14 protein-coding genes are annotated in these 11,735 nt (G+C 34.1%); 8 read left to right on the forward strand and 6 right to left on the reverse strand.

Annotated elements, in window-relative coordinates:
* Positions 1-15: 15 nt before the first annotated feature.
* Both QZ136_RS07205 and QZ136_RS07210 read right to left on the reverse strand, forming a co-directional pair.
* Positions 16-1,365 (reverse strand): amidohydrolase/deacetylase family metallohydrolase, encoded by a 1,350-nt coding sequence (locus QZ136_RS07205; protein ID WP_291401913.1) that lies wholly within the window; start codon positions 1,363-1,365, stop codon positions 16-18.
* 184 nt (positions 1,366-1,549) lie between these two features.
* On the reverse strand, positions 1,550-2,008 hold the full coding sequence (locus QZ136_RS07210) for a mobile mystery protein A (RefSeq protein ID WP_291401915.1): 459 nt from the start codon (positions 2,006-2,008) through the stop codon (positions 1,550-1,552).
* Positions 2,009-2,168: 160 nt separating this feature from the next.
* On the opposite strand from QZ136_RS07210, the gene QZ136_RS13445 reads away from it, so the two are divergent.
* The 6 genes from QZ136_RS13445 to QZ136_RS07240 all read left to right on the forward strand — a co-directional run bounded on the left by QZ136_RS13445 (position 2,169) and on the right by QZ136_RS07240 (position 5,854).
* Positions 2,169-2,582: an HNH endonuclease gene (locus QZ136_RS13445; protein ID WP_363244987.1), complete on the forward strand. Its 414-nt coding sequence runs from the start codon at positions 2,169-2,171 to the stop codon at positions 2,580-2,582.
* A gap of 25 nt (positions 2,583-2,607) precedes the next feature.
* A complete protein-coding gene (locus tag QZ136_RS07220) occupies positions 2,608-2,856 on the forward strand; it encodes a hypothetical protein (protein WP_291401920.1) in 249 nt (82 codons plus the stop codon).
* Between the two features lie 177 nt (positions 2,857-3,033).
* The gene (locus QZ136_RS07225) at positions 3,034-3,261 is read left to right on the forward strand and encodes a UPF0175 family protein (RefSeq protein WP_291401922.1); all 228 of its coding nucleotides are present in this window, start codon (positions 3,034-3,036) and stop codon (positions 3,259-3,261) included.
* Positions 3,254-3,709: a DUF3368 domain-containing protein gene (locus tag QZ136_RS07230; protein ID WP_291401924.1), complete on the forward strand. Its 456-nt coding sequence runs from the start codon at positions 3,254-3,256 to the stop codon at positions 3,707-3,709. The genes QZ136_RS07225 and QZ136_RS07230 overlap by 8 nt, the downstream gene beginning before the upstream one ends.
* A 545-nt stretch (positions 3,710-4,254) precedes the next feature.
* Entirely contained in the window at positions 4,255-5,043 is a 789-nt protein-coding gene (locus tag QZ136_RS07235) for a hypothetical protein (protein WP_291401926.1), read from the forward strand.
* Between the two features lie 40 nt (positions 5,044-5,083).
* Positions 5,084-5,854 carry an Abi-alpha family protein gene (locus tag QZ136_RS07240; protein ID WP_291401928.1) on the forward strand — a complete coding sequence of 257 codons (771 nt, stop codon included), beginning with the start codon at positions 5,084-5,086 and terminating at the stop codon, positions 5,852-5,854.
* A gap of 224 nt (positions 5,855-6,078) precedes the next feature.
* On the opposite strand, the gene QZ136_RS07245 is transcribed toward QZ136_RS07240, so the two are convergent.
* On the reverse strand, positions 6,079-6,861 hold the full coding sequence (locus QZ136_RS07245) for an SDR family NAD(P)-dependent oxidoreductase (RefSeq protein WP_291401930.1): 783 nt from the start codon (positions 6,859-6,861) through the stop codon (positions 6,079-6,081).
* Positions 6,862-7,285: 424 nt separating this feature from the next.
* Here QZ136_RS07245 and QZ136_RS07250 point away from each other — a divergent pair, with 424 nt between their 5' ends.
* Complete coding sequence (locus tag QZ136_RS07250; RefSeq protein ID WP_291401932.1) at positions 7,286-7,825, forward strand: DUF4468 domain-containing protein; 540 nt, start codon at positions 7,286-7,288, stop codon at positions 7,823-7,825.
* Between the two features lie 223 nt (positions 7,826-8,048).
* Here QZ136_RS07250 and QZ136_RS07255 read toward each other — a convergent pair whose 3' ends face one another.
* The 3 genes from QZ136_RS07255 to mnmE form a co-directional block, all read right to left on the reverse strand.
* A complete protein-coding gene (locus QZ136_RS07255) occupies positions 8,049-8,684 on the reverse strand; it encodes a nucleotidyl transferase AbiEii/AbiGii toxin family protein (RefSeq protein ID WP_291401934.1) in 636 nt (211 codons plus the stop codon).
* A gap of 4 nt (positions 8,685-8,688) precedes the next feature.
* Positions 8,689-9,186 carry a plasmid maintenance system antidote protein gene (locus tag QZ136_RS07260; RefSeq protein ID WP_291401936.1) on the reverse strand — a complete coding sequence of 166 codons (498 nt, stop codon included), beginning with the start codon at positions 9,184-9,186 and terminating at the stop codon, positions 8,689-8,691.
* Between the two features lie 153 nt (positions 9,187-9,339).
* A complete protein-coding gene (mnmE, locus tag QZ136_RS07265; protein WP_291401938.1) occupies positions 9,340-10,824 on the reverse strand; it encodes a tRNA uridine-5-carboxymethylaminomethyl(34) synthesis GTPase MnmE in 1,485 nt (494 codons plus the stop codon).
* Between the two features lie 143 nt (positions 10,825-10,967).
* On the opposite strand from mnmE, the gene QZ136_RS07270 reads away from it, so the two are divergent.
* The gene (locus QZ136_RS07270; protein WP_291401940.1) at positions 10,968-11,300 is read left to right on the forward strand and encodes a hypothetical protein; all 333 of its coding nucleotides are present in this window, start codon (positions 10,968-10,970) and stop codon (positions 11,298-11,300) included.
* Positions 11,301-11,735 lie beyond the last annotated feature (435 nt).

Below are 11,735 nucleotides of genomic sequence, written 5' to 3' on the forward strand. Positions count from 1 at the left end.
ATTTTTTATTGAAAATTATTTTACTGCAGTTGGTCCCGCAGCTTGAGCAATACCATTTAAGTCATAAACAATATTACCATCTCTGATGGTCATTTCTGTTTGGAATCTTTTTGTCCCTTCAATTTTACCACCTCTAACTGGCCAGCCAAACTGACCCTCATTAATTTTAAAGATTGCAATATCAGCCACAGAGCCTACAGAAAGGTTACCCAATTCTTCACGCTTAATTGCCTTTGCTGGATGCCAAGTACTTGCGGCAACCACATCTTTTAACGGCATTCCTGTAGCCATGAATAATCCCATTAGGTTTTCCATACTTTTCATCGGACCGTTCATACTTCCTGTGTGAAGATCGGAGCTGATGGTAGTTGGGAAGAAGCCAGCTTTAACAGCAGGAACACCTTGATTATATAGGTAAGATGCACCACCAAAACCAATATCAAATACAATACCTCTATCACGAGCTTTATAAACAAATGGCTTTACTTTACCATTCATATCTACAATTGATTCTCTACCATTAGGGCTGCTAGTACCATTTCCACCGAAAGCATGGGTATAGATATCGCCAGGGCGGAATTTCACATTAAATAATGAATCTAGAGGTAAGAAAGGATCTGCGGAACCGAAATCAACCATCACTGGTAGATTAGCTAAACGACCTGCCTCAATTAAACGATCTGTTGGCTCCCAAGTACGACCGCTGTAGTGTGCTAGCTTGAAACCTACCACATCTTTTGGATACTTCATAGCCATTTCAGCAGCTTTTTTAGAATCCATTTCATTGATATTGTTTTCTCCAGCACCATCCATACCTGTACCCACAATATTTAGCATGGCCATTACACGAGTTTTAGAAGCATCAATGGTTTGCTTTTTATAGAGTTCAAAATCTCTCCATCCGGTACATCCCGCATCAACTACAGAGGTTACGCCACTACGGAAAGTAAAACCATCAGCAGGTAATGCAGTAGCAGCATTTTTTAAATAAGAACCATCATGTCCCCAGAAAAAATGAACGTGAATATCAATCAAACCAGGAGTTACATAGAGTCCCTTAGCATCAATAATTTGATCTGCAAGATCAGCGTTAATATTTTTTGCAATCATTGCCACTTTACCTTCTGTAGCGGGTACTGCTGGGAGCGCCGGACTGTTTGCACTTGCTGGTCGAGCTGCTTGAGCGCGAGATCCTGCGGTAATGGCAATATCCATTACTTCGTTGATATTATTCTTAGCGTCGATTACATGGCCACCTTTAATAATATAACTATAAGGTTTGCCCGAGCTTGTGGCCGATTGCTGAGCATTTGCAGCCATTCCGAAGAATAAGATTGCAAAAAATAAAAAATGCTTTGTTCTCATCGTGTTTTTTAAATTTTAAACTGAAATATAAGAAAATACTAGAGTAGAAACAATAAGAAAGCTAAAAAAAGGAATGAATCAATTAATTAAAAACATATAATTAATTGATTGTCAAGTATTTATGATATTTGTTTGGGAATTGTAACAATAATATGGTTTGGGGCTTAATAAATTAATTTAAAGGTTAGTCCCATAAAATTTTAGGCATTTCATTTTTAATAATTATTGTTCTTTCAAAAATTGCCTTTTGAATACGCTTTACAGACACTTCTTGATCTTCCAATTTCATCGTATTGGAGGTACGCATAACAATTTCGGTAGCAAGCTCTTTAGCTTTACGCTCAATTAAGGCATCCAAGGAGCCATCTTTCGGGACAAAAGCATATACAAGTTCCATATCTAAAGCATTGGCAGATTCACGCAAGGTTTTTAGGCTAATGGTACCTAATTGCTCTCTACGTTCTATATCCATCACACTTTGCTTAGTGATAGAGATTTTATTACCCAATTGCTGCAATGACATGCCTAAGGACGTACGAATGGCTTTAATCCATCCTATTGGCGGAGGAATAATTTTCTTTATCTCAACAAATTCATGCATTTTTCTATCGAGATGCTCAATTTGCAATGTTTTCTTTTTCATAAATGTAAGCTTAAAGACTAACAAATAAAACACAAATGTAAGTATTTAAACTGACAAAAATAAACGTAATGTAAAGTTATAAGCTGACTAAAATTATGAACTTAATCAAAAAGAAAATAATTATTTAATTAGATTTGTTTTTGTAAACCAACCTCAAAAAATGAAAAAACTATCCCTCATCATAACCCTTCTTTTATTTAGTCTTTGTAGTTTTTCTCAGAGTCGATATATATCAGCTACAACAAAAAAGATTGTTTTTGCACGAGATGGTGGCAGGTGTCAATGTTGTGGTAGTTCACTAAACCTAGAATATGATCATATCACTCCATTTTCTTGTGGTGGTAAGAATAATGCATCAAATATTCAGTTGCTTTGTCAGAAGTGCAACCGGAGTAAATCAAATAGCTGTTATTGTAAGGTACATGACAGGAAAGTGGGAAGAGATTGTTGTGATGGCAAAACTACCAGCACAAAATCTAAAGGTACTTCAACACGATGCACGGGAACAACACAAAAAGGGTCAAGATGCAAAAGAATGACAACAAGTTCTGATGGTACATGTCAATCACATTAATAATTTAAAAGCAATTTAAATCGCTATGAGTCAGAATATATTATTTGCAATAGATAAGGATACACAAGAAATAATCGTTTCAGAATCTCCAAATGGAAGCAATACAATCAATTTCATAGAACGTATTGCAAGTCAAGATAATGAGATGCTATACCATGCTGTTTTAACTTTAACAAGCATTAGCAATGCTTCCGATTTAGATGTTAAAATTTTTAAGGCAATGGATAAGGTTTGTTTGATGATTTATGTTAAGTATAAGGAGGATGTAGAATAAATTACGCGGATAACAAAAGATTAAAGTTATTAACCCTGGTTATTATTACATTTTTTGATGATTAGTTGGTGGTGGAGATGTAAACGCAACGATGTGAACTGCTGTCCATAAAAAACAAAAAATTAACAGGATGAGATTCTAATTTGAAATGATTATTTTTGAGTAAAATTAATAAAAATGAAAATAGTTCAATTAAATATACCAGATAGCGTCGATTTGAATGATTTTGATTTTTCAATGATTATTGCTTCAAAGCTTTACGCAGATGCTAAATTAACGGCAGGACAAGCAGCAGAAATGGCTGGACTTACCAAAAGAGCATTCCTTGAAGTATTAGGCAAATATGGTGTTTCAGTATTTAGTAGTTCTGTTGAAGACCTGCATTTAGATATTGCTAATGCTTAGAATAGTAATTTCCGATACAAGTACATTAATTCTTCTTCATAAGATAAACGAATTAGATCTTTTGCAAAAAGTTTATGGAGAGATTTTTACTACCCCCGAAATTGCTTCCGAATTTGGAGAAAAATTACCAGACTGGATTGTATTACAATCAGTAAAAGATAAAAAATATCAAAAATTTTTAGAAACACAAGTCGACCTTGGTGAAGCAAGTGCATTAGCATTGGCCGCAGAATTTGATGATGTATTATTGTTATTAGATGATTTGAAAGCTCACAAATTAGCAGCCCAATTAATGTTCAAAACGACTGGTACATTAGGGATAATTCACAAAGCAAAGCAACTTTCATTTATTCCGAAGGTCAAGCCTTTAATTGATAAGTTACTTTTAACTAATTTTCGCATATCAAAAGATGTGGTAAATGAAATTTTAAGATTAAATGGCGAATAATTTGCAATCCGGGGTAATAGATTTAATTAATTTCTGTTGCTTGTGAGTGTGTTTTGAATATTTTCAATAAAAAATCAATTTTGATTTAAAAAACAAAGAAATTCAAAAAGAATGTATTTAAAATGCTAAATATTACTTTCCAATACAGAAAGTATAATATTACTGATTTACAATAAGTTACAAGGCTTGAGATACAAAATTGGTACAAATACTCTTAAAAATTTCCTTTTGATTAAAAAATCAATATTGAGAATAAAAAGCTAATCTGATCAGATAAATTTTTCTCATTTCTTTGGGCAAAGATATGCCTAAATATTCAATTTGGTAATGTCCCTACCCTATTTCCCAGTAAAAATAGAACAATATTAAAAACAAAAAATATTTAACTGTATGAGTTAATATTTGGATATTTATGGTTAATTAGTTTTACTTTGGATAAATAAAATTGATTGTGATTTATCCGGCATATCTACCTTTAATGGGGTAGATTGGAATGAGTTTATGAGGGGTATATATTAGTTATGTGCAAGCTTAAAAAATGAAATATGGACAAAACAAATTACTTGGAATTGTTTAATCGAGAATTTCTAACAACTCTATCCGATTGGCAAAAAGGTTGGGGGGAAGATCAAAATATTAGAAGACAACTTGCAGACAAATTGGTTGGAGCTTGTGAAAACCTACCCGCAGAATTTAAAGTATGTAAACAAGAATGCTTCAGAAAAAGATTTATTGTTGGAGGTGAAATTGTCCCAATTATAATTAATGATGATTTTTTTGAAGGAATTGCCAGTTGGACTTTAAATATTGATTGTGCCAAAACATTCAAAAAATTACTAAAGCAAAATACAAAGTTTGCAATGATCTTTAAGCAAAGACCAAAGAAAGGAGATGTTATTGTAAACATTTGCGAATTATGGAAAAATGAAAGCTTCATCAAATCGGTAGATGAACTGAACAAAAAGGATCCCCAAATTGCTTATCCTTTATTAAATTTTAGAGATTATCAAAGTGAGGTAATACTTAGAACTAATTTAAAAGGAAGTGAAATTGAGCATATAGTCGGTGTATCTAGTAGTTTTGATGAAATTTGTGATATGGGAAATATCCCTCAAGAAGAGAGGGAAGAGTTATCAAAAAGATATGCTAAAGACCCAAATGGAATCCCAATATCTTTTCCAACGTACGCAACTTCTGAAGGCACTAAAGAAGCTGTGAAGAATACTATTAAAGACATTAAAAACAGGATTGATCACGGTAGACGCGATAATATTCCAATTAATGGATTAATATTTAACCCTCATCCTGAAGATTTAAAACATAGAATAAATTGATAGCCTGCACATAACAGCAGCAAGTTTTAACGACAAAACAATGAGCAAAGAATTAAATATTAAATCATCGACAATAGAAAAGGGACTTGAGCTTGCTAAGGATTTTCTAGGTAAACTTATTTCTCCGACAATTGAAGAAGTTGGACTTCTTATTTCAGACAATATAAAGTTTCTGAGATTTAAGAACCAAGTAAAAATCTTGCTTAAAGCCAAGAACTATATCGAGAAAAACAACATTTCGTTAAAAGAAATTCCTATCAAAATTTTAGTCCCTCTTTTAGAGAAAGCCTCGTTAGAAGATGAAGAAAAACTGCAAGACAAGTGGTCGAATATGCTAGTAAATATGGTTGACTCAGAGACTAATTTTCAAAATCAAATTTTCCCTCATATCCTTAGCCAAATGTCTCTTGGAGAATATGAAGCACTTCAAGAAGTTTTTCAAAAAGAAAAAGAACTTGCCATAAAGTATGAGGAACTTGCAACCATGCGAGTATTGAATGACGACAAATATTATTTCAAACCTGAAACAAAAAAACTAAAAGCTGAAATTGACAAAATTGAACAAGATGGTTTTTGGTTATCAATAGAAGAATTTGAAGTAGCTAACATTGCAAGACTTGGTCTCATTAGACAATTACCGCCTAAAATTCTTATTGAAGAATTCCAAACAGGCGGTAGGGACTCAGAATATGAGGAAAAATGGCATCAAATAGACGCAGAATATGACCCTGACAATTATGGTTATAGAATTACTGACCTTGGAAGAAAATTTATTGCAATTTGTGAGCTCAATGAAAAAGCCAGCACATAACAGCACCTACCCAAAAGGCGGGGTTTCGTATTCCAAAGACAGTTTTGTGGTTAATCAAACATTAGTTTTTCATATCAAGTTTTGTGGTAAAAGTCCCGCCCTTCGGGTAGCTGCAAAACGTTATAAGCGATTAAAAAAAAATACAATATGAACAAAAAATTGTTTATGGTAATGTCATGTATAGAGCTTTTTGATTATGGGATTAAATTGGATAACATTACACGTTATTTTGAACCTTGAACTCTATTTAACATTAGTCCGCCATCCACAATTTGTGTGCTACCTGTAATATATCTAGCATCATCAGAGGCAAAAAAAACTGCTGTTTTTGCTACATCTTCTGGTAAACCAGCGAAATTTAAAGGAATTCGTTTCTCTTGTTCAACCCTATAGTTTATATCATCCAACGCACGCTGATTCATTTGAGTTAAAATCATCCCCGGTGCAATACAGTTTACAGTGATTTGTTTTGGAGCCAATTCAAGTGCCAACACCCTGCTGAATCCTTTAATTGCAAATTTCGAAGAACAGTAGTCAGTTTTGCCAGCACTAACTATATCTTCGTGAATTGACGTAATATTAATTATTCTCCCGCTACCAGGGCTTGTTGCTCTATGTTCAATGAAATATTTACAACATAGAAAAACGCTGAATAAATTTGTTCTGATAGTGTTTTCAAATTCGCTGAAACTCATCTCATATAGAGGCTTATCAGCACTTCTGATGCCTGCGCTGTTAACTAAAAAATCTACTTGCGAGAAATTTTCAGCGGCTTTCTTAAATAAATGTTTTACATCTTCTTCATTGCTTACGTCGGTTTTAATAAGTAAGCACCTGCTTCCCTTGTCATGTATTCTTTTTAGGATTTCCAAACCCTTTTGTTTATCATTTAAATAGGTCAAAATAATATTGCAGCCTAAACTTGCAAATTCTAAGGCAATTGACGCTCCTATTCCAGATTCCCCTCCTGTTACAAGGGCAACTTTATCACCGAATTTTAATTTCATAAATTTAAAATTTCATAGTATTTGATTTATAATATATCTACCATGGTATTAACTCAAAGATATTAGCTTTCACAAGAGCTCAATCCGATTAATTGTATGTTTCAATAATATTTTGAAAAAATATAATAATGCGCACAAGTTAAATAAGTAATTGAATTATTTCATTGCCGTAATTATTTTTTCCTTGAAAAAGTTTCTTTGATTTTAACATACTATTAGAAATGAAAAACATTTAATTATTCGAGTTAATTTTAGGATGTTTATGGTTAATTATTTTTACTTTGGGTAAACATAATTAAATCATGGATTATGAAACATATCTACCCTTATTGGGGTGGATTGGGATGAGTTTATGAGGGGTACATATGAGTTACCTGATATTTTCGAGCGACAGAAAACAAATAGACACTTAATATATAAAAAAATGAAAAACAAAATTTTACTTTCGATTGCAATTCTTTTTTCTACTATTTCTTACGCACAAGATTTTCCTAAACTAAAATTAACCCCAAATGGTGTTGAACCAATCATTGTAAATACAGATAGTTTAAAAGCGACAGATTTATACAAGAAAGCATTAAATTGGGTTCAGGAAACATACAAAAATCCTGAAAAAGTACTTAAAGCCAAAATTGAAAATGAAAAATTAAGAATAGATGGTTTTGCTGAAAATGCTTGGTGGTATAAATCACTTGGGATGAAGCAAAATTATAATATGGAATATTCTGTAGAAATATCTTTCAAAGATGGCAAATACAAATTTGAGTATATAATTGGACAATTTTTTATTGATAGTGGACAAAAAGTACTTTATGATTACAAAACATTTTACAAAAAAACAGGAGAAATAAGAAGTGCTTATGCTGATGCTATTCCAAGTTTAGAAGAAACAATGAATAATTTATCATTAAATTTCCATAATTATTTGACTGGAAAAACAACAAAAAAAGATGATAAATGGTAAAAAATATTTAGAAAAAAATCGAAAAAGAAAAAACCCTAATAAATTGTGATTTATGCTTCTATAAAACCTTGTAATAATCGAAACTTTGTGCCCTGAACCAAAGCCTATATAGAGTTTTATTTTGGCACCGAATACTGGCGTACTTAGCATCGGAATAATTGGTAACCTTTACTTCGGAATCCTGACGTATAATGGATCAGAGAATCCATCTCAAAGATGATTTCTAAGTGGATAATTCTAACATATCAAGCTTAATCAATTCCCAATATTTGCCACGTAAACATTCAGGGTCAACATCCTTATCCGCTTTATTAAAATTGGTTAAATTTTTGATTATCAGATCTCTATCATGACCATAAGGATATCGCTCTTCATGAAGAGCAATCATTTGCTCAATAGAATAGTGGTCTAAAACCTCATGAATATCCCAAAAATCTTTTTTCCTTCCTGCAGATTGAATAATATCCATTTTCATGGCCATTATTTCTTCCATTGTAGCTAACCTCACTCCCTCAACAAACTTGAATTCTTTTATAAATGGATCTGTATAGTTTATATCGAGTTTAACATTGTCCCAAATACTTTTTCCAATGGCATAAGATCTTCCATTAGCAACCAACATTCCGAAGGAGGCATCTACATAAGAGAAATGATCCATTAAAAATTCATCTATTTGGTTGAAATCGATGGATTGGTAAGGAGCATCAGTGAAAAGATCGATATCAATTGACATTCTATGACCCAGCTGTAAACTTAAAGATGTTCCACCGACAAGCCTAAACTGATCAAAAATTGAAGATTGCATTAATAATAATAACGCATCTTTGAGGGTATTATTTACCGTATTCCAATAAAGCATAATTTTAACTATTAAGCTTTTTAGTCTTGATATAATTATTTGAGGATAAATTTGAGAGCATAGCTTCTACATTCTCTTTACCATAAAATTTTTGAATTTCTCTTCGCTCTACTTCATTTCCTCTTTCAAAAATTCTTTCAATGATAAATTCTTTATTTTGATGCCAATCGATTTGTTCAAATTTAACATCCCAGAATAGTATTGGGCGAATTAAATCAAGGTTCGGAGTATTCTTTTCTTTATTCTTTTTCTTTTCTGACTCAATATCATAAAAAGTCTGAAGCATCATTAAAAATCCCTCTTCAAGTCCGAGAGCTTTCTCTGCCTTTAGAGATAAAGCAGTATTCATTGCTCTACTACCTTTAGTGATAGCACCAATAGTTTGCGGATGTTCCGCTAAAGAAATTGCGAATTGTCTTTTATTCAACCCTTTCTTCTTTAGCTGATGCTCCAAAAAAAATCCTGGATGTAATCCTTTTAATATGGCTAGCTTTTCAAACATATACAAATATAAACAATTTTGTTTACATCTATGAAATGAGATCTACTAACAATTTAATGAATTTTTAAAAAGATTATTAGATACTCGAAGATTTTAAAATGAAGAATTTGAGATTTGATTTTAAGCCAAAGATTCAAAGGTTTTCATAAGGATCTACTTTCCGATACAAAACTTACTAAATATCGTCTCCAACAAGTCATCAGTAGTCACCTGACCCGTGATCTCTCCCAAATAATAAAGAGCTTGCTTGATATCCGAAGCCAAGAAATCGGAGGTAATCGGATTATCAATATTGAGCAATACACGGTTCAAGGACTCTTCCGTTTTTTGTAAAGCCTCCAAATGACGGATATTGGAAATAAGCACATCATCCGTATTGATTTTATGCAAATTAACCTTCTCCAGAATGCTTGATTTCAAGTCCTCAATCCCAATTTTGTTCTTCGCAGAAATGAAAATGATTTTATTGTCTTTATGTTCTTCACTCTCCTCCCTGCCTGACAACTGGGCTTCGAGAACCTCAGCCACCGTTATGTTAGAACTGTCAACTGCCAACCCAACTGACAACTGACAACTGATAACTGATAACTTTTCCTCCAGTTCCTTACTCACCAAATCCTTCTTATTCACTACCGTTAAGAAAGGAATTTCAAGCTCCTTTAAATAAGTAATCTGCGATTCGATTTCCTTTACATCCTGCTCAGGATCAACAAGATAGATAATTAATTTAGCCTGCTTTATTTTTTCATGAGTACGTTCTACGCCTTTGGCCTCAATTACATCTGCTGTATCACGTATTCCTGCGGTATCAATAAATCGGAAGCGCAAACCTCCAATAATCATCTCATCTTCTACCGTATCACGAGTTGTTCCAGCGATTTCTGAGACTATAGCACGCTCTTCATTCAATAAGGCATTTAATAAGGTCGATTTACCCACATTTGGCTTCCCAGCAATCACTACTGGGACTCCATTTTTCATCACATTTCCTTGTTCAAAAGATTGAATCAAACGGTGTAAAATGCGGTTAATTTGATAAATTAGTCCTTTGAGTTCCTCACGATTAGCAAATTCCACATCTTCCTCCCCGAAATCGAGCTCCAGCTCAATCATGGATGCAAAATGAATCAGCTGATCACGTAAATGTTGTAATTCGCTCGAAAAACCTCCTCGCATCTGCTGCATAGCCACTTGATGGGAAGCTTGAGAGTTAGAAGCAATTAAATCGGCTACAGCCTCTGCTTGGGATAAATCAAGCTGACCATTTAGAAAAGCACGAAGGGTAAACTCCCCCGGGTTTGCTGGTCGCGCGCCCTTTCTAATCAATAATTTAATGATACTTTCAATAATAAATGCCGAACCATGAGTCGAAATCTCAATAACATTTTCACGGGTATATGATTTGGGACCAATAAACAAGGAAATTAAAACCTCATCCAAAATCTGATTCCCATCTCTAATTGTCCCGAAATGTATGGTATGGCTAGGCTGTATGCTTAAATCTTTGCCTGCAAATACGGAATTGACTAAATTTATTGCATCGGGCCCAGAGAGCCTAATAACGCCAATAGCACCAATTCCTGATGGGGTTGCTAATGCAATGATAGTTTCAGAATTGTGTATAGGACTCAGTTGCATATCTCAAATTTAGAATAATGCAAATATCGTGATTTTTTTTTAGTTGGTTGGGGGGGGTAGTTGGTTAGGTGGTTAGTTGGTTAGGCTAGCGTCATCTGTTACCCGGTGGCTGAGGTTCTCGAAGCCGGGAAAAGAGTTAACAGTTGGCAGTTGTCAGGCTAACGACATCTGAAATGGGTTGGCAGTTGGCAGTTGTCAGGCTAACAACATCTGAAATGGGTTGGCAGTTGGCAGTTGTCAGGCTAACGACATCTGAAATGGGTTGGCAGTTGGCAGTTGTCAGGCTAACGACATCTGAAATGGGTTGTCATTTGGCAGTTGTCAGGCTAACGACATCTGAAACAGGAGGTCTTTATCAGGCAAACGGCATCAAGAATCATAAAAATCACACCAATCTCATAAATCATTTTCAGACAATATCAGTTATCAGGCTAAAACATCTAAATTACCCATTGGTTTTTGTCTTTATTCCTTGATCCTTATTCCTTGCTCCAATTAGTTGGTTTGTGATTAGTTGGTTAGTTGGTTAGGCAAACGACAACTGTTACTCGGTGGCTGAGGTACTCGAAGCCCGGAAAAGAGTTATTAGGCTAAAACATCTAAATTACCCATTGTTTTTGTCTTTATTCCTTGCTCCAATTAGTTGGTTTGTGATTAGTTGGTTAGGTGGTTAGACTAGCGTCATCCGTTACCCGGTGGCTGAGGTACTCGAAGCCCGGAAAAGAGTTATCAGTTGTCAGTTATCAGTTATCAGGCTAACGACATCTGAAATGGGTTGTCAGTTGGCAGTTGGCAGGCTAACGAAATCTGAAACAGGAGGTCTTTATCAGGCAAACGTCATCTGTTACCCGGTGGTTGAGGTACTCGAAGCCCGGAAAAGAGTTATCAGTTGTCAGTTATCAGTTATCAGG

Origin of the sequence: Daejeonella sp. (genome assembly GCF_017495225.1) — a bacterium.
Lineage (GTDB): Bacteria > Bacteroidota > Bacteroidia > Sphingobacteriales > Sphingobacteriaceae > Daejeonella.

Coding starts and splice junctions, on each gene's coding strand:
- QZ136_RS07205 (WP_291401913.1), bottom strand. CDS start 1,365: ATGAGAACAAAGCATTTTTTATTTTTTGCAATCTTATTCTTCGGAATG.
- QZ136_RS07210 (WP_291401915.1), bottom strand. CDS start 2,008: ATGAAAAAGAAAACATTGCAAATTGAGCATCTCGATAGAAAAATGCAT.
- QZ136_RS13445 (WP_363244987.1), top strand. CDS start 2,169: ATGAAAAAACTATCCCTCATCATAACCCTTCTTTTATTTAGTCTTTGT.
- QZ136_RS07220 (WP_291401920.1), top strand. CDS start 2,608: ATGAGTCAGAATATATTATTTGCAATAGATAAGGATACACAAGAAATA.
- QZ136_RS07225 (WP_291401922.1), top strand. CDS start 3,034: ATGAAAATAGTTCAATTAAATATACCAGATAGCGTCGATTTGAATGAT.
- QZ136_RS07230 (WP_291401924.1), top strand. CDS start 3,254: ATGCTTAGAATAGTAATTTCCGATACAAGTACATTAATTCTTCTTCAT.
- QZ136_RS07235 (WP_291401926.1), top strand. CDS start 4,255: ATGGACAAAACAAATTACTTGGAATTGTTTAATCGAGAATTTCTAACA.
- QZ136_RS07240 (WP_291401928.1), top strand. CDS start 5,084: ATGAGCAAAGAATTAAATATTAAATCATCGACAATAGAAAAGGGACTT.
- QZ136_RS07245 (WP_291401930.1), bottom strand. CDS start 6,861: ATGAAATTAAAATTCGGTGATAAAGTTGCCCTTGTAACAGGAGGGGAA.
- QZ136_RS07250 (WP_291401932.1), top strand. CDS start 7,286: ATGAAAAACAAAATTTTACTTTCGATTGCAATTCTTTTTTCTACTATT.
- QZ136_RS07255 (WP_291401934.1), bottom strand. CDS start 8,684: ATGCTTTATTGGAATACGGTAAATAATACCCTCAAAGATGCGTTATTA.
- QZ136_RS07260 (WP_291401936.1), bottom strand. CDS start 9,186: ATGTTTGAAAAGCTAGCCATATTAAAAGGATTACATCCAGGATTTTTT.
- mnmE (WP_291401938.1), bottom strand. CDS start 10,824: ATGCAACTGAGTCCTATACACAATTCTGAAACTATCATTGCATTAGCA.